This is a genomic window from Bacillus silvicola, assembly GCF_050524305.1.
Lineage (GTDB): Bacteria > Bacillota > Bacilli > Bacillales > Bacillaceae_G > Bacillus_A > Bacillus_A cereus_AT.
In genome coordinates, this window is the sequence record NZ_JBNGVC010000017.1 from 454,897 (window position 1) to 475,079 (window position 20,183).

Here is a 20,183-nt window from a genome sequence, read left to right on the forward strand (position 1 = left end):
AATACTCAATAGATCTTTAGAATTAAGTTCATCTAAAATCTAATTCATGTATTCCCCTTGTTTTTGGGTGTGAGTGCGCTGGCTGTGGAAAGACAAAGCGAGGGGCTAGCCCCTTCTAATTTCCCTTTACTTTCCTAAAATAGCGGGATAAAATCCTGAAGGAGGAACGAAGGTTATGAAAAGCTCTGAATCAATATCATCGGAATTTACATTTGATGAATCCTCTCCAGCAATGCAGCTTCTTCATTTATATAAACGATTCGGCGAGTCGATTGCAGTTAATCATATTAACTTAATGGTACCGAGTGGCTCATTCTACGGAGTGGTTGGACCAAATGGAGCGGGTAAGACTACTTCACTGTCGATGGCTGTAGGATTACTAAGACCAGATGGTGGGGAGGCGAAAATTTTTGGTGTCGATGTCTGGAGAAATCCAACACATGCTAAAAGGTTGGTTGGAGTATTGCCAGACGGGTTATCTATGCCAGAAAGGCTTACTGGACGCGAACTATTAACATATATAGGACTATTGAGAGGCCTGGATGCCGAGGAAGTGGTTCATCGTACAGAGGAACTACTTACCGTACTGGAATTGAATCATGCTGAAAAAACGCTAGTTATCAACTATTCTACTGGAATGCGTAAAAAAATCGGGCTAGCTCTTGCGCTTCTTCATGCTCCGAAGTTGCTTGTTCTCGATGAACCGTTTGAGGCGGTAGATCCCATCTCTGCAGCTACTATAAAAAAGATTTTGCAGAGATTCGTTGCTTCAGGTGGTTCTGTAGTATTCTCTAGTCACGTTATGGCGCTAGTTGAGCAACTATGTGACCACGTTGCTATTATCACCAAAGGGTGCGTGGTTGCATCAGGAACAATGCATGATGTCTGTGGTGAACAAAGTCTTGAAGAAGTGTTCGTTCGGTTAGTAGGCAGTCGTACCGCTCAAGGAGGGGAATTGTCTTGGTTAGTGTATTAGTCCGAATGAAGTTAGCTATACTTAGGCATTCGATGAATGGAGGTAGAGCCGTCCTCTTAATTATGGGAGGATTATTTGGTCTATTATTAGCAATTGGAACTGTCCTACTTTTTTCCTTTTATCCTACTGATCCTGCCGCACCGAAGGATATTCTTTACATTGTTTTTGCTGTATGGACGATCGGCTGGATAATGGGACCGATGCTTACCGGTGGAGATGGGACGTTGCGTCCGGAATATTTCATGTTGCTCCCGCTCAGCCCATATAAACTGGCTAGGGGATTACTTGTTGTAGCTTTTATAGGATTAGGACCACTGATTAGTCTAGTAGCCTTCACGGGTCTCTTGTTGTACGCAGTACGGCTTAACCTATGGGCCATGATAGTTGCTGCTCCGGCAACCCTTCTGCAATTATTGCTTGTAGTGCTGCTGTCAAAAGTAGTGATTAGTATCATGGGCGAGACGATGAAATCTCGGATCGGTATGGAGATTGGAGCGATGCTCATTGGTTTTGTTATAGCGTTTTTAAACGTGGGCTGGTATGCACTTCCTACCATCAACTGGATAACAACAAAAAATTCTATTGTACTGTATATCTTCCCGTCAAGCTGGGCGATATTTGCTGTAGATCAGGCTAGTCAATCAAATTGGTTATTAGCTTTTGTTTCTTTAATTGTTCTAACAATATTTTGCGGATTTCTGTTATACATATGGGCGAAATTATTGACAAGAAGTGCAACGACAAATGTTACAAAAATAAAAGGTTGGACTACTGTAAAAAAACATAGGAACGCTCCCCGAATCCTTCCAAAAACTGAAATAGGGGCAATAATGACTAAAGAACTACAGTGTTGGATAAGAGATCCACAGCGAGGGCGTTTCCTCCGGATGGGTCTATGGATAGGGTTTTTCTATGGCTTCCTAGTTACGATTGCTGGTATACCTGGCTTAATGCCATGGGCAGGAGTAATTATGATTGTTTTTACAAGTATGTTTACCTGTAATTTATATGGTTTTGATGGAAGTGCATTGTGGCTGATATTAGTGACTCCTGGCACAGAAAGGATCGATATACGAGGCCGACAAGGAGCTTGGTTGATGATTGTCGGCCCAGTTGCCATTGTAGCGACAGTTATTTTCACCATGTCTAGCGGACTGACTTTGGTTTATCCATGGGTGTTCGCATTAATTCCTGCATTACTGGGCGGGGCTGCAGGCCTTATTGTATTGTTTTCGGTATTTAACTTAATCCCTATAACCGATCCTCATCGGCGGGGGCGTGGCACTATTGTATCTGGTGACGATATGAATGCTGGTAAAATGTTTATAACAACTTGCCTTATGATGGTGATGGTGCTAGCAACTGCTATACCTGCTTTGGTAGTGGTGTGGATTGGAACATTGTTTCATTTGAATTTTTTGCAATGGGTGGGTGTACCTACAGGTGTTTGTACGGGAACATTTTTTGCCTGGTGGTTTGGCCGCATTGCTTATGTAAAGCTTGAATCAAGTGGCCCTGAATTACTAGTTAAAATGAAAAATGGCATGAGAAATCAGCGAGAGGATAGTGAAAAGAAAGTAGAAAATAAAGCGACTGAATTGCCTAAGAAAAAACTTGCTATTGTTGCACTTCTTGTATTTCTCGGTATTTTTTCTTTCGTTCATCAAAGTATGGTACCATTCATTTTTGAAATACTTGATATAGATGAAAAAGTGCGTCTTTTTTTTCTTCCGCGTTATCTTCCACATATAGTTCGAATTCCTGCAATCATTGTATTTGCTATATTAGGTCTAGCTTCTTTCTATAAGGCTATATTAATCAAGAAAAAACATGTAAAAGAACATCAGAAAGTAAATAATGGCATGTAACGTGTGATTTTTATAAATTTATTCAAGTTAATAAAGTGGTAGTGTTCAAATATGGAAAAAACGCTATTCTTTCGCTATAAATTCAAAACGAGAGGATGCGTTTTTGTATATATTTATCAATTTTTGATGAATTACAATTGTTTTCTAGAGAATTACCGCGACATATGTCACTACGTACTTTGGATTAGTTAGATGGGTAAAAGTTATATGGTAATTTATAATGAGAAGAAACAATGTGTATTTGAAAGTGAAATCAAACATTCTAAGCCTGAATTTGAAAAGCTACATGAAAAGATACATGAGCTTACAGATGAAACTGGTGAATCACCTGAAATTGTGTTCGAAGCAACAGGTATCTATTCCAGGCAGCTAGAGCGATTCATGTAAGATAATCAGTATACATATAGTTTATTGAACCCATTAGGGGTACAGCCGAGATATACACGTTACCTTAACCAAGAAAATTAAAATCCTAATTTAAAAGGACCCTTACCCCGTTTCTCATACCAACAGAACTACGAAAGGTATGGGGAATAGATGGAGATGCAAAAAAAGAGGGTAAATAAATTGATTTCATACTTATAGAAAATAAGAGGTTAAAATCGTAAAAGTCCTGGTACCGATTTTTACTTTTATAGCTCATAGCAACAAAGTTTACGAAAAGAGCCTTTAAGAAATAGCCTCATTTACTTATAATACGGTTCACTGAATAAAACCTAAGCAATTTGACGCTTACTCCTGTAACAAGATTAAAAAGTGAACAGAGTTCTTTAGCGCATTTTCTTATAGTTTCAGTAAATTCTCCTGGTTTACATATGATTTGTCGGGAATCGTTCGCAACTGATTTTTCACAACAAATTAATGCTCCTATAAGCTCCAAATACGATGAAATGGATGCACTATTAATCTTTGATGATGTCTTTGTACCTTGGGAACGTGTATTACTGTATGATAATCCAGAGGCTCTAAGGAAATTAAAATTAGATGTAGTTTCCAACAGCTTAGCTTATCACCAAGCGATTGTTCGATTATTAATAAAGTTAGAATTCGTTACAGCAATTGCTTGTGAAATGGCGTAAGCAATTGGTGCTGACTCTTATTTACATGTCCAAGAAAAGCTTCGGGAACTTATTATGCAAATTGACGCGATCAGAGCTCTTTTACTCTCTTCAGAAAGAGAAGGGAAGCAAGATGAACGTAAAACATATTTACCTAATTTTAAATACATTGAAACAGCAAGAAATCTAGGATCTAAGTATTACCCAAGAGCTATAGAAGTTTTACAACTTATTGGAGCCGGTGGCTTCATACAACTACCTTCTAGTGTAGAGGATTTTCAAAGTCCATTATCACATTTATTAGAAAAATATTTTAAAGGAGCTACTATTCCAGCAGACCAAAAAACAAAGCTCTTTAAGTTGGGATGGGATATAATTGGAAGCCCTTTAGGATCTCGGCATGAATTATATGAGCGATTCTACGCGGGTGATCCGATATGTAACATGGCAAACCAGTATATAAACTATGACAAACTTAAATTCAAAAATATGGTGAGTAAATTTCTCAACACTTGAATATTTCATAACAAATTCTAATAAATTGAGAAATGGGGGGCATTTATAATGAACGAAAAAGTAAAGAGAATCATTGAATACGGGGCACGTGCCCCTCATTTTCATCCTAATTTCCCTTTAATTTTATTTTGGAGTCAAAAGAGTGGGTGTACATCATTTGCAAATTGGTTTTTTTCCCAGATAGGATTATATGAAATTGCAATGCAGTATAATCGGTTCATTCATAACTATGAATATGATATATATAAAAGCAAAGCAGGTTATATAACGAAATTGTCAAGCGAACTTCTAAAAGGAGAAAAAGACACGCTAAAATTAGTACGGAATCCTTACAAAAGAGCGGTAAGCTCATTTGTTTCGCTTATTGCTCCACCAGATATAGAAAATCCAGAGTGGGGACCCATTAGAAAGTTTATTTATAACGATAGTACATGCAAAAAGAAAATATCATTTAAACATTTTTTACATTATCTTCACGCGAATGGGGCAGATTCTGACTACCTTGATCCACACTATTCACAACAATATATTCAAGGTGAAGAAGAGTTTGTAACCAACTATGTATATTTAGAGAATTTTTCTAATGAAATCTCAAAAATAGAAACTAAATATAACCTAAAGACTATCCAACTAGACACATTAACGAAATCATGGCATCATCAGGCGCCTAAGATGATTCATAAGGGAAACTACGCTGAAGCTGACATTACAGATCCATCATTCCCTCGGCTGCCAACATATCAGAGTTTTTATGATACGGAGGCTATACAATTAGTTACAGATATATTTAATGACGATTTTGAAGCGTATCATTATCTTAAAATGGATATTTCTACAATATGAATCGGTTTCAGAATACTTAAAGGATAGTCATATTTTTAATATGGAAAACACCGTGACCACTGTTATGGTATTTTTTAGGTTTAACACTATATTTTTAACTTTATGTAATCCATATAACCTCAAGATAAGATGCATTTGTGAAATAATGTATGTTTATAACCCATTTCTACACGTATCTCGGCTGAACCCCTGTATTCACCTTTAAAAAATACTGTAAATTTATAATATTTATACAGAAAGTTAACAATGTTTAATAAGGGTCACCATACATGCCTACCAAGCTAACATCTTGGATTACCCCCATGCCCATCAAGCCAAGAAAACAGGTCATCCCCAAAACGATAAAATAAGCTTCCTTGTCACCAGAAGCTTTAAATTTTCACAAAGAAAAAGCTGATTTCTCGCACGCTAAGAGAGTCAACTTTTTACTTATTTAGTTATCTCTAACAAATGAGGAATTAATACTACTCATAGTTTACGTATAGGACTTGCAAGTGCGATTATAACCTCAATAATCTTTGTAGTTGACGCCAAAATAAATATCGCAACCGGATTAAGATCGGAAATGAATCCACCTACTAGTGCTCCTAATGGCATAGCCAAACGAGTAAGCACACGTGAAAATCCTAAAACTCTTCCTTGCATATCGATTGGTACGGTTTCTTGCCTGACGGACACTACAATTGTATTCCAAGCGATATTACAAACCATCACAATACCAAATGAAATCCCTGGCGCAAGCCAATAGTCACTCCATATGGCAAAGGTCAATCCAATTGCTCCCATACCTAGAAGGGTTGGGATGAGGATTCCACGCCGAAAGCGCTGCTCTAGTGGGATAACAATGATACTCCCTAAAAGGCCACCTATTCCTATTAAAGTATAATTAATACCACTTTCTTCAGCAGACAGGTTTAATGTGGTAAGCAAGTAATACATCAATCCGGCTAATAAAGCACTAGCGCCAAAATTCCCCACCATTGCTTGAAGAGACAAAGCGAGATTAAGGCGATCGTTCCTTAACCATTTTAGTCCTTCTTTCATATCAATCCCTATAATTTGTAATAGATTTTTTGTTTTATCTAGTACTTTCTTTTTTTCTAATTTCGGTAATAGTAATACAGCTATTAACGTGGCTACAAAAGAGCATACATTTATCCAAAGAGCATTAAATCCACCTATTATGACGATTATAAAACCTGCTAGTGCAGGTCCTATTAAACTAGCAATTTGATTAACCATTTGGTATGCCGAATTAGCTTTTATTAAAGATTGACCCGCAATGTGTGGAATTACTGTAATAGTTGCTACATCAAATAACATGGATAGTATTGCTAAAGTAAAGGAAACAACATATAGATGCCAGAGTTGAAGTAGTTCTAAATAATAAAGGATGGGGATTAATGCTACTAAAATAATACATCCTAAATCAGCGAACCACATTAATTTCTTTCGATCAAAACAATCTACTATTACACCTACTATTGGTCCAAACAAAACAATAGGTAACACTCCGATAGCAAAAAGTGAACTCATAATTATTGCTGAACCAGTTAACTCATAGGCAATCCAAGGAATGGCAAAGGTATATATGGAATCACCGAGCCTAGAAATCAATACACCCAAAATAAACATCACGTAAGTACTGGGGAGTTGTGTAATAGTTGAAACTAAATTTCTATTTTGTGTATTCTGTTTTAACGATGAACTTAAGTTTGTTTCTTTTTTCATTACCGTATCTAATTTACCTCCTTTGTTAGTAGTTAAATATATTAATAGGCAGTAATACCCTTATTTATTAGATGTTCAATGACTATAAGATTCTTTAAAGTATCAAGGTATTCCTTTTTAAGGTAACTATTTTCTACTTTATTTTAACTAAAAAATCCTTTCGATAAATTGGGTTCTGGTGCAAAAACTTAAGAACAATTGCAATGAATCTATAAATCTTGGACATACTGTTACTGTTACTATTACTTTAAAAAGGGGGCGTGATTGGTATGTAAAAGGAAAATGTATTCAAATGGAAGCATTATCAGCCTGATATTATTTTGTTAACGGTAAGATGGTACCTACGGTACAACCTCAGTTTTCGTGATTTGGTGGAAATGCTAGAAGAACGGGGTTTATCCATTCCTCATACAACGATTATGCGTTGGATTCATCAGTAGGGTCCTGAATTGGACAAACTAATCCGCCGTCACCTCAAACAAACAAATGACTCTTGGAGAGTCGATAAAACATATATCAAAGTAAAAGGTCAATGGATGTATCTGTATCGTGCTGTTGATTTGAAAGGAAACACAATTGATTTTTTCCTAAACAAAACAAGAGACCAGAAGGCTGCAAAGCGCTTTTTCAAGAAAGCTTTGCGGTCTTTTCATGTTTCAAAGCCACGTGTTATAACAGTCGATCAGAACCCGGCTTATCCTATAGCAATTGAATAGTTGAAAAAAGAAAAAAGCATACCTGATGGTATGCAACTTAGACAACAAAAGTACTTGAATAACATAGTAGAACAAGATCATCGCTTTAAAAAGAAGCGAATCCGTTCTATGCTAGGGTTCAAATGTTTTGACACAGCTACATCCATTCTTTCTGGAGTAGGAGCCATGCATATGATTAAAAAAGAACAGTTTGATTTACGGGACCAGTCTGTCCAAAATCAGAAAGAATTCATCCATCAATTATTTGGACTTGCAGCATAAGATACGATTCCGTTAGGAATATATGTGCTTTATTCTCCTATGTTTTATTTTTGCACCATAATCTTGGCTCCTTACTGAATTTAAATGAAAATGATGAAGAAAAAATAATAGAATCTGCTGTAAATGTACTGTCTAAATGTTTATCTCTTGAGAAACTTTGCGCCAGAACCGGATATATCGGAACACCGTATAAATTATATGAAACCGAGGGGGGTTACATTGATAGTTGATTCTTTAAGAGGTAATAAAAGTTCTAAGGGACAGGCTTATCATATTTAACACTTATAGCATTCTAAAAATTTCTCGGTGATCGGCTGACTGCTTTATTAATTGATCCGGGATGTGAAAGCTCAAAAGCCGTTCATATATATGAAAAGGCTAGATATAAAACTTTAAGTACGTTTACTCCGAATGAAAGGGAATTTTCTGGAGTATTACACTTTTTGTTGAAATGGAAAAAAATTCGAGAATAGTTTAAGCTGTACTTTGTAAAAGCGTGTTTATACGCTTGAGTCTGAAGAAGAAGAAACCAAACTTTCGTTGAATGCATGTAAGCAATGTGAGAACCATTAATAATCCAATAGTTCACACATTGAGGTTAAGATAAGTCCGAATTTTATACGCTAAGACAATTTCTAAAAGTGAAATCTCATCTTTGCTACTGGGGTGTTTCTTTTTATTAACTTGATAAGCATCGGTCTGCGATCCTTTTAACACAAAACAATAATTTTATATGGTGTAGTTTGAGCTGGTATACTCATTGTTGTAAGACCATAAATAGCTATTAAATTTCGATTTACAAGATTCCCAGTAAAAAATTGACCATTTGTTAATAAAATTTGAGTAGAAGGAGAAATATTTAATTTTAATTTTCCATCACCACTCTCCAACTGTTCATTAAAATAGTCTACTTTTACATTTTGATGGGGTTTATATTTAGCCATAACAATTGCTTGAAATTGTGGTGGGAAAATGAGAGGAACAGGAGCGTTAGCATCGTAAAATCCACTTACTTTATCTCCTATTACTACTGTTGCGTAGTCAATAAAATAAGTATTTGGTTTCACTACAAAATTTATTAGAGTTCCATAACCATTATTTACGGATATTAACTTATTACATCCCATTTCTTCATTTGATCCTGTTGCAAAATCGTTAATCATAGTTATTGTACCCTCAACTGATTGAAAATTTTTCATTCTAATACCTCTTTATTTATATAATTAAACTTTTAACATTACTCTATAATTTTTAAAAGCATGTAAATGAACTAATCCTTCTTGTATCAATTCCAAAAATCATCCAAAACCTACCATTCCATCTAAAGCCAGTAACAGATTTAGGTCCTACAAAAATCGGATAATACCAAAACTGTTCACCATTTGTAAGCCATATATAGGTATTTCGAAATAAACAGAATGAAATTGCTCCTGGATCAATAGCAAATGGTGAAGCTGCTGATTGTTGAGGAATAAATGATGGGGGAGGAGATGTTGGGGCTTGTGAACTTTGTTCTCCTGGAAAACCAGGTCCACCCGGAAAACCAGGTCCACTCGGAAAACCTGATCCACCTGCAAAACCAGGAATTTGAAGACCAGGAAATTGACGATCGAAATATTGATCATAATTTATATAAGGATAATATAATGACTCATTATACATTTAAAAGTCACCTCTTTATTTAATAACTTCCTAAAGCATTAATATGTAAAATTGTCTGTACATGAAGCTTATCCGCTTCGTGTATAGACAATTTTTTTATAAGGCAGATATATTTGTTTATGGGTGTGAGCGTATTGGCTGGGGGGAAGCGAAGCTAGGGGTAAGAGGAAGGTGAATTCTTTCGGATAATTCATTAAAAAAGAGATAGATGTACGGAGAAGAAGTAATACAGTTTAACGTTAGTTTCAGTGAACCGTATCATAAGTAAATGAGGTTATAGTCTTAGCCATTGATATGACTTGATTAGGAGTATTTTTGTATGTGAAAATACCGTTTCATAAATAACAAAATATATTAAGTTTCGTAATCAATATATTGATGGAAAAATGCATTATTTTGATAAAAGTGGTATTTTATCCCGAGGTATGCAGCAAGTGGATGGAAAACCGTACTACTTTAGTTATGAGAGTGAACCAAAAAGTGGTTGGATGAAGTTAGAATATGATTGGTATTTGTTACATCCGAATGGTGCCTTACAAACAGGAGATTTTACTTATAAAGACAAGGTTTTCTCTTTTAATAATGATGGAGAAATGATAAAAGGGTGGATCACATTAGAATCTCTTGTGAAAAAAGTATATCCAGAACCAGATTTAAAGAAAGTTTTACGAGCAAAGCGCGTGGATACTGGTGAATTAATAGAAGTAACAGGAAAAGTTGGTTCTTGGTATGAAGTAAAGTATAAGGGTGAAAAAGGGTATGTACGTATCCATGATGCCATTATTTTTGACCAAGAAGCAAAGACACCGTTATCTTTATTAGACGGTAAATTGAAAATTTTTGAAGGTGTTTTTAACTACATCAAAAGTGACGAGCCTTTACTCAATAATACATTAAAAACTCTACAAGATTTAGAAAATAGTACAACTGATTCGATTGAATTGTGGAATAATGTTGCAAAAGACGCTGAAGATGCGAAACGTGACCTAGAAGAACAAAAAAAACAAATACTAGAATTCGATCAAAAAATGAAAGTTCTGGGGAAAAAAATTAAAAATGACTGGGACCGCTTAACAAAAGAAGAGATGCGACAACTGATAGAAATGTTTCAGGCTGATGCACAAAGAGCTGGAATTTATGGTGATGAACTTGGAAAATATGCGGAAGACCGGGCAAACCATTTTTCAGAACTAATCCTTAGAGGTTCTAAGGAAATGCTTCGATTCCAGGAAGAAGTGTTAAAATCTCTTACTCAAATGAATGAATTTAATAACCAAATTTATGACGTAATTAGAGAAGATATACAAAACGTAGGAAAGTTTCAAGACCAATGTAATATTTACTTAAAACAAATTGCAGATTCGATTCATGAATTAGCAGAGAGTCATAAGCATATTCAGCAAGTATTACACGACAATGGTACATTTGAGGATTTAGGAAACATTGCAACAAGTACAATTCGATTGAAACACTCCATAGATAAGGCGAAACCTGGAATGGAGGAACTTGTACAAGTAACAAGAAAGAATGTTCCAGTCATAGCAAAAGATTTACAAGCATTTCAAGAAAGAGTACCAGGTATCTATAATGATGTAAATACGGGGTTAGATTTTGGGAATGCGTTTATGGATACAGCTTCTAAAGTTGTCCAACATAAGTATAATATCCCTGCAACAGCCCTCAATGTTGGAAATATTGATTTAAGTAATGCACTACGTGATTTAGGCGGCGATCCTTCTAGAATATATAATCGTGAAGATGACCAAGATCTAGCGTTTATCTTAGGTATTTCACCGGGTGTTGGAACAGGAATAGAAATTGCACAGTTAATCAAAGGTGAAGATCTGGTAACAGGTAGGAAATATGGACCAGAAGATTATGGCTGGGGTACACTATCCGTTGTATCAGGTGGTACTACACGTGTAATTGGTAAAGTTGTAGGGAAAATTGGTGACCTTGAAAAGAAAGGGAAAGCACTTGAAAAAGCCTCTAAAAATTATAGAAAAACATTTTTTGATCAATATCCAGAATTAAAAGGTAATGTGATTGTACATCATGCAGATGAACAACAAGTACTAAAGAAATATCCCAATCTATTTACCGAAGCAGAAATTCATGATATCCAAAACTTAAGGGGTATACCAAAAGAAATAAATAATGAAATACATTTATCAAGCATAAGAAAAGATTGGAATGAATTTTACAAATCACATCCTAATCCAACAAAAAAAGAAGTGATTGATTATATGATAGAATTAGACAAAAGATATGGAGATAAATTTACACCTCCAGTAAATAAATAATATAAAAGGTAGATTAAAACTATGAATTTATATCTATTATCACCTGAAGTAGCTGGTGGACATGGAGAACACACAGTTTATGGTAATGAAAAGAGCATTGGTGCAGAAGGAATTTCAGGAAAAGTCCAATTTTTACATTATGAATTCTATGGATGGCTTGGCGATGATTTGTTAGAATCTACACCTTGTTTTATTGTTTCCAAGAAATTGAAAAACGCATTATTATCTAGCGAGTTGAAAGACTTTAGATTGGAGGAATGCTTAATTAGTCTTTCTGAGGAATTTCAGAAATTATATCCCGATAAAGAATTACCTAATTTTTGGAGGCTCATTCCTTTAGGTACAGTAAATTATGAAAATGGAAATTATAGCGAGTGGTCAGGGCATCAATTTTGTTTAACACCTAGAGGAGATCTTATTTTAACGGAAGAAGTACTTTCTTTTCTAAAGTCATTTACTCTAAAATATTGTGATATTTCGCCACTAGAAAATATTAATTAATACTAGATGGGGTTGTTGAGGATATTCTCTTTCTAGAAGGTGCATCTTTATTTGGTGCTCAAGTTAATGTACATACTCTAGTTCAGATTTAACTTGATATCCGGACTAATTAAGAAAAGTAAATAATTCTCAATGTTGAAACCGTAGGAATAATTAATTCCGACGGTTTTTAGTATACAATTTTTAAGTAAATACCATATATAAAAACCTGTCCGCAGATAGGTTTCTTGTTTATATTTATCTTATTAATTTGAATATTTCCCCAGAGTGGCCCCTCATACCTTGAATCGTTTCCGTACCCCATTTCTCTTCCCCCAGACTTTGCCCCAGGAAAGGGCTGGTCTTATTCCAATACAGGATATGTATTACTGGGTATTCTTATTGAAAAAGTAGCCGGCAACAGCTATGCGGAAGAGATTGAAGACCGGATTATTGAACCACTTGAATTGTCGAATACATTTCTACCTGGTAATTCAAGCGTTATTCTAGGTACCAAGCATGCCCGTGGATATGTCCAGCCAGACGGAGCAAGTGAGCTAATAGACGTTACTTATTCCAACCCAGGTAGCTCGGATGGAGAAATGATCTCTACTGCTGACGATTTAAATAAATTTTTCTCTTACTTGCTCGGTGGCAAACTACTAAAAGAACAGCAATTAAAGCAAATGCTTACTACAGTTCCTACAGGAAGAGAGGGAATGGATGGATATGGTCTTGGAATCTCTGAAACTAAGCTTCCAAACGGTGTCTCGATATGGGGACACACAGGTGGCGCTCTAGGGTTTACTACCCTTGTTGGAGGTAGACTTGGAGGTAAGCATACATTGGTAGTCAATTGGAACAGTTTAGGTAGAGCTGACAGCCCTAACCCTTATAAAAATATTTTACTTGCTGAATTTAGTAAGTAAGCAATAAGGAAAAACAGGATAATTGGTTTAACAAATCATTAAGTTGAGCTATCCACATGAAATTGGTACAGAAAAGCTATGGGATACATGATGATAGATTATGAGCAAATTGATGTCAGAGAGCTTTACAATATCAAATCACACGCCCAGTATGCAGCTATTGCCTTTTTAATTTAAAAATAGTTATAAATAATCAGAGGCGCCTGAACTTTGCTCATGAAAAGATCAAAAAAGCCCTCAAAGCTATGGAGAGAGAAGGAGTGAACAGTCGGTTCACTCCTTTCTTTTATTATTCCTTACTGAAACTTTCCAGGAACTTTCTAGCCAATGAGGACATGTAACGGTCCTTAATCCAGATTGCCGCAATTCTGGTCTGGAGGGAAGGACTGTCGATTTCCTTATAGATCAGACTACTGTGGTTCGCTAGCTCAAACGCGGATTTCGGGATAATTCCGATGCCGAGGCCGGCATTGGCCCATAGTAGGGTGGTACGTGCATCATCATTTTTACAGAATAGGTTTGGTTCGAAGCCGGCTTTCTGACAAGTCTCGCGAATCAGCTGTTCGAATCGACGATAAATGACCAGAGGGCGCTCGTGCAGCTCTTCGATTCGGATTGCATCCCGCCCGCTGCTCCAATCTAGCTCCGGGGTCATCACGGCGATCATCGGCTCGTTTTCCGCACATTTGTATCCCATCCCCGCATTATGAAAGGGAGTTCTGACGATTCCAAGTTCGATGACCCCACTCTGTAGCAATTCAATGACCCTGAACGTGTTTCCTTCATGGATTTCAAATTTGATCCCGGTGTAAGCTTTGTGAAATTCGGATAATCTATCCTTTAATAACGTTGCTCCGGAGGAGGAAACCGTTCCAATTGCCAATGTTCCCTTCAATCCTTTGGCAAAGTCACTGACCTCTCTTGACGTCGAATCTGTTAAATCTACAATTTGCTGCGCTCTGCGGCGCAGAATCTCTCCGGCGTCCGTGAGTCGGATACTGCGTGCACCGCGCTCTACCAGCTTTACGCCAAGCTCCTCCTCCAACAGCTTAAGCTGCTGGCTGAGCGGGGGTTGAGCCATTTGCAGTTTTTTGGCGGCCGAGGTAATCTGGCCTTCTTCCGCAATCATCAGGAAGTATTTCAATTGCCTAATGTCCATAAGGTTCTCCTTTTGAATTGCCATATTAATTTCATATAGATTAGATACTAATCAAATATTATTAATATGGAAGCTGTTATGTTATTTTTTAATCATATCCGGTAAATAAATTTCGTCAAACCTTTTGAATTGCATTAACTTGAATATTTTAGTCCAAGTTCAGGATGACCGCTTTTTAGTACTGAGAAATTTGGATGAAGCTAGGCTGTGAAGAGCGGAGCGTATATAGTTTGTACGTGAGCGCCGGAATGCCCAGGTGAATTCAAGATTCGATATCGAAATCACTTCATAATCAAAAGCGACCTTTATAACAATTATGATGGGGATGATACTTTGTTTAGACTCACAACATTTTTAAAACCTTACAAGAAGGAAAGTATTCTTGGCCCTTTCTTTAAGCTGGTGGAAGCAATTTTCGAGCTTCTTCTGCCGACGATTGTGGCCCTGATTGTGAACCATGGAATAGGCAGGCATGATATCGCTTATGTATGGAAGATGGGTGGTTTAATGGTCGTCATGTCGATAATGGGCTTCGGCAGCTCGCTGATTTGTCAATATTATGCAGCCCGGGCATCACAGGGGTTCGGTACAACACTGCGTAATACGCTGTTCCGGCATATCTCGATGCTGTCTTATACTGAGATTGACCGCTTTGGGACACCATCATTGATCAACCGTATCACAAATGATGTCAATCAGCTCCAGATTGCAGTAGCGATGTTGATTCGGCTTGTGATTCGTGCCCCGTTCATTTGCATTGGTGCAATCATTATGTCGATGCTGCTTGATTTTAGACTATCGCTTGTTCTGATTGCGGCAACACCAGTGTTTGCTATTATTCTATATTTGATAATTACCAAAACAGCACCTATGTATCGGTTATACCAGAAGAAGTTGGACAGAATCGCACTAATATTGAGCGAAAATTTGACGGGGGTTCGCGTCATCCGTGCGTTCGCCAAGAGACAGGCCGAGAAGGTGAGATTTCGCGAAGCTTCCGACGACATTACGGCCACTGCAATCCGAGTAGGGCGGGTGTCTGCGCTGCTTAATCCGGCAACGACGGTTGTTGTCAACGGGGTGATTATCGCTATTCTATGGATTGGTGGTTTCCATATTAATGCGGGGACATTATCTTCTGGCGAGGTCATCGCCTTTATTAACTACGTAACGCAAATTTTGCTCGCTTTGATTGTCGTGTCGAATCTGATTATTATTTTTACCAAGGCAGCGTCCTCAGCATCACGGATCAATGAGGTGTTCGAAACCGTTCCTTCCATCGCTGATCTTGTGCCTGAGGAGCGAAAACAGTCTGCAGCGAAAATAGAAGACAAGAAGGATGGTCCCGCTGTTACATTTAATCATGTTTCCTTCGGATATAGTACAACGAGTGAACCGGCACTGACAGATATATCGGTGGAGATAAAACGTGGCGAGACTGTGGGAATTATCGGTGGTACTGGTTCAGGCAAATCTACATTTGTGAACTTGATTCCGAGATTTTATGACGCTACCTCCGGACAAATACTCGTCAACGGAATTGATGTAAGGGATTATAGTCTACATGAGTTACGTGGCGAGATCGGGATCGTTCCGCAGAAGGCACTGCTCTTCACAGGGACGATTGCCGATAATAACCGCTGGGGCAACGAATTAGCTTCGGATCAAGAGGTCAAACGGGCAGCTATCATTGCCCAGGCCGATGAATTCATAACGAAAATGCCAGAAGGCTATAACACTCTGGTGTCCAGGGGCGGACTTAATCTGTCGGGTGGGCAGAAGCAGCGCTTAACAATCGCCCGGGCAATTGTTGCCAGTCCCGATATTCTCATCCTTGATGATTCTTCGAGTGCACTTGATTTTGCCACAGATGTGGCGTTAAGAAGGTCGATCTGGGAAAACAGCCAGGGAATTACGGTATTCATCGTCTCGCAGCGGGTTAGCACCGTGCAGCAGGCGGATAAAATCATAGTCATCGAAGACGGACGGATTGCTGGCATCGGCACCGATGCTGAACTCAAGCGAGATTGTAGTGTCTATCAAGAGATTTGCCGCTCACAGTTCTCTAATGAGGAGGTAGGACAACAATGAACATGAAGCAAACATGGGGAAGACTACTAATTTATACAGGAAAATATAAAAGGTATACAATCTGGGCCTTCATTAGTGCGATTATTAGCGTAGCTTCCAGCTTGTTCGGTCCATTTATGATTGGGATTACGATCGACCATATGGTCGGCAAGGATGCTGTTGAGTTCGCAGACATATTCAGACTGCTTATACAGCTTAGTCTGGTGTATCTCATCGGAGGCTTGTTCGGTTGGTTGTTAACATATCTTATGAATCGGCTTGCTAATCAAACAGTAAATGATTTGCGCAGCGAAATGTTCGACAGGATGAATGTACTGCCACTGAAATATCATGATAATCATCCGCAAGGGGACAGCATCAGCCGATTCGTAAACGATATGGATGCCATATCGGACGGGTTGCTGCAGGGATTCTCCACATTATTAACCGGTGTTGTTACAATCATCGGGGCGATCGCGCTCATGTTGTATACGAATCCGCTCATGACCGTCGTCGTGCTGTTATCTGCACCAGTGACTTTCTTCGTAGCGCGGTTCATCACGATGCGCTCCCAGCAGTTATTTCGTGATCAGGCCCGTATATTGGGTGGGCTGAATGGCTATGTCGAGGAGATGATCGGCGGGCAGAAGGTTGTTCAGGCCTTCCGTTATGAAGACCACTCTTTTGCGGAGTTTACAGCGCGAAATGATGAATTGTATCACACCGGGGTAAAATCACAATTCGTCAGCTCTCTGTCGAATCCATCCACCCGTTTCGTGAACAATGTTACCTTCTCAATCATCGCCTTAATTGGGAGTATTATGGTCATTATGTCTAGAATATCGGTCGGGGGACTATCGAGCTTCCTGATTTATGCCAATCTGTTCGCTAAACCGTTCAACGAGATTACCGGAATAATTACACAGTTGCAATCAGCTACGGCCTCGGCGCAACGTATCTTCCAGGTACTTGATGAATCGGCGGAGTCATCGGACGCTGAAGATGCAGTTCATATCTCAGCTAAGAGGGGGACGATTACATTCCATCATGTGAACTTCGCTTACCAGCCTGACCGTCCCCTTATTACCGATTTGAACCTAGTTGTCGAACCAGGCACACGTGTCGCAATTGTGGGACAGACCGGTGCTGGTAAGACAACGCTAGTGAATCTGTTAATGCGATTCTATGATGTTGATGCCGGCGAGATTACGATAGACGGTATTAACATTAACGACATGGCCCGTGACAGCTTACGTCATACCTTTGGGATGGTGCTACAGGATACTTGGTTGTTTGGCGGGACAATTCATGACAATATCGCCTACGGGAAACCGAATGCTAGCCAGGAGGAGGTTATCGCTGCCGCTAAGGCAGCTAACGCCCACAGCTTCATCAAGCGGCTGCCGAAGGGCTATAATACAGTAATCAACGGTTCCGGCGACAGCTTGTCCCAGGGACAGAAACAGCTCTTGACGATCGCTCGGGTTATGCTGGTTGATCCGCCTATGCTAATTCTCGACGAAGCGACGAGCAGCATTGATACGCTGACGGAGATTCGTATCCAGACGGCGTTCCTGAAGATGATGGAAGGCAGAACGAGCTTCGTCATCGCCCACCGTCTGTCGACGATCCGTGAGGCCGATATGATTCTCTACATGAAGGACGGGGATGTCGTCGAGAGTGGCAGTCATGAACAGCTGCTGGAGCGCGGCGGGTACTACGCTAATCTGTATAACAGCTAATTCGCGGCTGTTAATGGTTAGTAGACCACCATTCCAAAAGTGCACACAATGCGTGGACAGGGTCTTGGCCTAACTAATCTCCATCATTTTATAACTATATTTATCATATGTGTTAGAAGATAGTGCAACATCAAAAATTACCCCTGATACAGTGTAGTCATATTGTATCAGGGGTTGTATTATTTTATAAAGAACATAATATATTCAGTTGAATAAACTTTGTTGTAATGAGTGATACGAGTAATCAATATGTATCTTTAAATTTCTCATTATTGTCATTGGCTCCTGAAGAAAAATAAGATTCCAATTGTGTTATGTTTGCTATTACTAATCCAAGTGTAAATAAATACATAAACTAAAAACTTCAATATGAAATCCTAACTGAACCACTTATAGAAATTGCATAAAGTAAAAGAATTTGGTTATTTATGGGTACCGCCACATCGCTATCAAGCTAAGACTTTAAAGTACCCCCTAAACGATAATTTTGTGTTTTTTACAGCGCCGAAGTTCATTTTTATCGTTTTGGGGCAACCTTTTCTGTTAGGTTGATAGATATGGGGGGCTAAGTCATAAATGTTTTAAAAAGAGCTCGTTCTATCTTTTCTGTACGAGAAACAAGATAGATTGACCTCGTATTGTGGAAATCTTTAATGGGTACAGAACAAAGAGATAAATAACCTATGTCTTCTGAAATTGTTCGAAACACGCTCTCGCTCTTACTTTATTTAATTGATTCATTCTTTTATAAAAAAGTCTGTTCATTTCTATGATCCCTCTTCCATTAAAGCACCCTATAATGGAAGAAGGATCATAGAAATCCGAATGCAAATTAGCTTATTTTCCTTCAACTAACGCCATCCACTCATGGAACAAAAAGGAAACAGTAAAGTTAACTCTTTTTTCCCATAAGGAATATTGACTTTGTTCAGTAATCAGTATCATTTTGCTAATGTAATGAACTTACTTTATTAATTTTCACTGGAAACCCTCTTCATTAATCGCTTTAATTTATTTTCTGTATCTGTTTCCCCTACTGGAGTATAGATACTGCACCGTAAATCCATATCACCTTGAACTTGAAGAGAAGTTAAATTAAACAACATTTTGCCTGCTTTAGCATGTCTGAATTCAATTATCATGTCTGGAGCCTTACTCACTTGGCTTTCTTGCCATAAATCCTGGAATTCTGAATGGGAATGAATCATTTCTTTAATAAACTGGCTGTACCATTCATCGTCTAAATAGCGTCCATAATAGGTACGGAAAATAGCAAGAAAACCTTTCACAAAATGTTCCCAATTGACGGCCAATGCTTTTAATTCTTTTCTAGTGAATACTAAACGAATTAAATTTCTTTGATCATTCGGTATTTGTTCAAAATCTAAAAAAACATAAGCAGCTGCAGGATTCCATCCCACAACATGGCAATGTCGATCCGTAATGATAGTCGGACAATATGTTAATTCATCTAGTATTCGTATTAAAGAAGGACTAAGCTTTGATTGATCCTTTTTTGGACTAGTAATTTCTGAATTTGTTTCGAATGCTAGGTCATATAAGTAGTCTGTTTCATCATTATTTAATTGCAAAGCTTTAGAAATACAATCAAGTACGATTGTAGAAACCTTTATATCTCTTCCTTGCTCTAGCCATGTATACCAAGTGGTGCTTACACCTGCTAACTGTGCAACCTCTTCTCTTCGTAACCCAGGTGTTCTTCTCCGGTTTCCGGCAGACAAACCAATAGACGCTGGCCTAATTTGGGCGCGCTTAGCTTTTAAGAATGTCGACAGAGCTTCAAGCCTTGTTTTATTATTCATTTTTAAAACTCCTTATCTTATCAATTTATCCTAGTAGTAGTTATAC

At 38.1% G+C, this 20,183-nt stretch carries 11 protein-coding genes and 5 pseudogenes; 11 read left to right on the forward strand and 5 right to left on the reverse strand.

All coding sequences use genetic code 11. From position 1 onward, the window contains the following. Positions 1 to 175: 175 nt before the first annotated feature. From ACP6L7_RS33740 to ACP6L7_RS33760, 5 genes and pseudogenes are all read left to right on the forward strand, one after another. Positions 176 to 976, forward strand: a complete 801-nt coding sequence (locus ACP6L7_RS33740) for an ABC transporter ATP-binding protein (protein ID WP_098791776.1) — start codon at positions 176 to 178, stop codon at positions 974 to 976. After that, on the forward strand, positions 961 to 2,844 hold the full coding sequence (locus tag ACP6L7_RS33745) for a hypothetical protein (protein WP_098791774.1): 1,884 nt from the start codon (positions 961 to 963) through the stop codon (positions 2,842 to 2,844). Before ACP6L7_RS33740 ends, ACP6L7_RS33745 begins: the two co-directional genes overlap by 16 nt. A 192-nt stretch (positions 2,845 to 3,036) precedes the next feature. Further along, positions 3,037 to 3,228: pseudogene (locus tag ACP6L7_RS33750) on the forward strand (IS110 family RNA-guided transposase); the annotation flags it as partial. A gap of 347 nt (positions 3,229 to 3,575) precedes the next feature. After that, positions 3,576 to 4,418 (forward strand): annotated as a pseudogene (locus tag ACP6L7_RS33755) (4-hydroxyphenylacetate 3-hydroxylase C-terminal domain-containing protein); the annotation flags it as partial. A 48-nt stretch (positions 4,419 to 4,466) separates the two neighbouring features. Continuing rightward, positions 4,467 to 5,261 (forward strand): sulfotransferase family 2 domain-containing protein, encoded by a 795-nt coding sequence (locus tag ACP6L7_RS33760; protein ID WP_430529730.1) that lies wholly within the window; start codon positions 4,467 to 4,469, stop codon positions 5,259 to 5,261. A 468-nt stretch (positions 5,262 to 5,729) separates the two neighbouring features. Here the strand turns inward: ACP6L7_RS33760 and ACP6L7_RS33765 are convergent, their stop codons facing one another. After that, positions 5,730 to 6,896: an MFS transporter gene (locus tag ACP6L7_RS33765; protein WP_257156224.1), complete on the reverse strand. Its 1,167-nt coding sequence runs from the start codon at positions 6,894 to 6,896 to the stop codon at positions 5,730 to 5,732. Positions 6,897 to 7,306: 410 nt separating this feature from the next. Between ACP6L7_RS33765 and ACP6L7_RS33770 the strand changes: the two are divergent. Beyond that, positions 7,307 to 7,969 (forward strand): annotated as a pseudogene (locus ACP6L7_RS33770) (IS6 family transposase). Positions 7,970 to 8,679: 710 nt separating this feature from the next. Here the strand turns inward: ACP6L7_RS33770 and ACP6L7_RS33775 are convergent. Continuing rightward, positions 8,680 to 9,168 carry a hypothetical protein gene (locus ACP6L7_RS33775; protein ID WP_002169395.1) on the reverse strand — a complete coding sequence of 163 codons (489 nt, stop codon included), beginning with the start codon at positions 9,166 to 9,168 and terminating at the stop codon, positions 8,680 to 8,682. Positions 9,169 to 9,220: 52 nt separating this feature from the next. After that, on the reverse strand, positions 9,221 to 9,631 hold the full coding sequence (locus ACP6L7_RS33780; RefSeq protein WP_430529731.1) for a collagen-like protein: 411 nt from the start codon (positions 9,629 to 9,631) through the stop codon (positions 9,221 to 9,223). 368 nt (positions 9,632 to 9,999) lie between these two features. Here ACP6L7_RS33780 and ACP6L7_RS33785 point away from each other — a divergent pair. From ACP6L7_RS33785 to ACP6L7_RS33795, 3 genes and pseudogenes are all read left to right on the forward strand, one after another. Then, a pseudogene (locus ACP6L7_RS33785) lies at positions 10,000 to 11,625 on the forward strand (N-acetylmuramoyl-L-alanine amidase family protein); the annotation flags it as partial. Positions 11,626 to 11,955: 330 nt separating this feature from the next. Then, entirely contained in the window at positions 11,956 to 12,435 is a 480-nt protein-coding gene (locus tag ACP6L7_RS33790; RefSeq protein ID WP_097831092.1) for a hypothetical protein, read from the forward strand. Between the two features lie 302 nt (positions 12,436 to 12,737). Further along, a pseudogene (locus ACP6L7_RS33795) lies at positions 12,738 to 13,343 on the forward strand (serine hydrolase domain-containing protein); the annotation flags it as partial. Positions 13,344 to 13,632: 289 nt separating this feature from the next. Here ACP6L7_RS33795 and ACP6L7_RS33800 read toward each other — a convergent pair. Continuing rightward, positions 13,633 to 14,502 carry a LysR family transcriptional regulator gene (locus ACP6L7_RS33800; RefSeq protein WP_097831091.1) on the reverse strand — a complete coding sequence of 290 codons (870 nt, stop codon included), beginning with the start codon at positions 14,500 to 14,502 and terminating at the stop codon, positions 13,633 to 13,635. A 333-nt stretch (positions 14,503 to 14,835) separates the two neighbouring features. Here ACP6L7_RS33800 and ACP6L7_RS33805 point away from each other — a divergent pair, with 333 nt between their 5' ends. Then, positions 14,836 to 16,593, forward strand: coding sequence for an ABC transporter ATP-binding protein (locus tag ACP6L7_RS33805; protein WP_430529732.1), 1,758 nt, complete (start codon positions 14,836 to 14,838; stop codon positions 16,591 to 16,593). After that, positions 16,590 to 18,314 carry an ABC transporter ATP-binding protein gene (locus ACP6L7_RS33810; RefSeq protein ID WP_098519672.1) on the forward strand — a complete coding sequence of 575 codons (1,725 nt, stop codon included), beginning with the start codon at positions 16,590 to 16,592 and terminating at the stop codon, positions 18,312 to 18,314. Before ACP6L7_RS33805 ends, ACP6L7_RS33810 begins: the two co-directional genes overlap by 4 nt. A 971-nt stretch (positions 18,315 to 19,285) precedes the next feature. Here the strand turns inward: ACP6L7_RS33810 and ACP6L7_RS33815 are convergent. Continuing rightward, positions 19,286 to 20,137: a helix-turn-helix transcriptional regulator gene (locus ACP6L7_RS33815; protein WP_097831088.1), complete on the reverse strand. Its 852-nt coding sequence runs from the start codon at positions 20,135 to 20,137 to the stop codon at positions 19,286 to 19,288. Between the last annotated feature and the right edge of the window lie 46 nt (positions 20,138 to 20,183).